This is a genomic window from Streptosporangium fragile (assembly GCF_039534445.1).
GTDB classification, from domain to species: domain Bacteria; phylum Actinomycetota; class Actinomycetes; order Streptosporangiales; family Streptosporangiaceae; genus Streptosporangium; species Streptosporangium fragile.
Window position 1 is genome coordinate 1 of sequence record NZ_BAAAVI010000187.1, and the last position, 734, is coordinate 734.

The following is a 734-nucleotide window of genomic DNA, read 5'->3' on the forward strand; positions in this document are numbered from 1 at the left end:
ATGCTCGTTGTCCGCGGTGGTGACTAGGCTGTGGGTCAGGCCACTCTTGGCATCGACACCAATGTGGGCCTTCATGCCAAAGTGCCACTGATTGCCTTTCTTGGTCTGATGCATCTCCGGATCGCGTTGCTGCTCTTTGTTCTTGGTAGAGCTGGGTGCCTCAATGATGGTGGCATCCACCAAAGTGCCTTGGGTCATCATGACGCCTGCTTCGGCCAGCCAGCGATTGATGGTCTTGAACAATTGACGGGCCAGTTGATGCTGCTCGAGCAGGTGGCGGAAATTCATGATGGTGGTGCGATCCGGCAGGGCGCTATCCAGGGATAATCGGGCAAACAGGCGCATGGAGGCGATTTCGTACAGGGCATCTTCCATGGCACCGTCGCTCATGTTGTACCAATGCTGCATGCAGTGAATACGCAGCATGGTCTCCAGCGGATAGGGCCGTCGGCCATTGCCCGCCTTGGGATAAAACGGCTCGATGACTTCCACCATGTTTTGCCATGGCAGAATCTGCTCCATGCGGGAGAGGAAAATCTCTTTTCGGGTCTGACGGCGCTTAGTGCTGAATTCACTATCGGCGAAGGTGAGTTGATGGCTCATGATGTCCCTCTGGGATGCGCTCCGGATGAATATGATGATCTCATATCAGGAACTTGTTCGCACCTTCCCTAGTGGGTTAGGGGCTGACCAGTGGCCCAACTTTTTCAAGGTGCCAAAAACGGATGATAAGT

At 54.4% G+C, this 734-nt stretch carries 1 pseudogene; it reads right to left on the bottom strand.

Annotated features, from left to right (window positions below):
• Nucleotides 1-603: pseudogene (locus tag ABD841_RS40570) on the bottom strand (IS5-like element IS5B family transposase); the annotation flags it as partial.
• Nucleotides 604-734 lie beyond the last annotated feature (131 nt).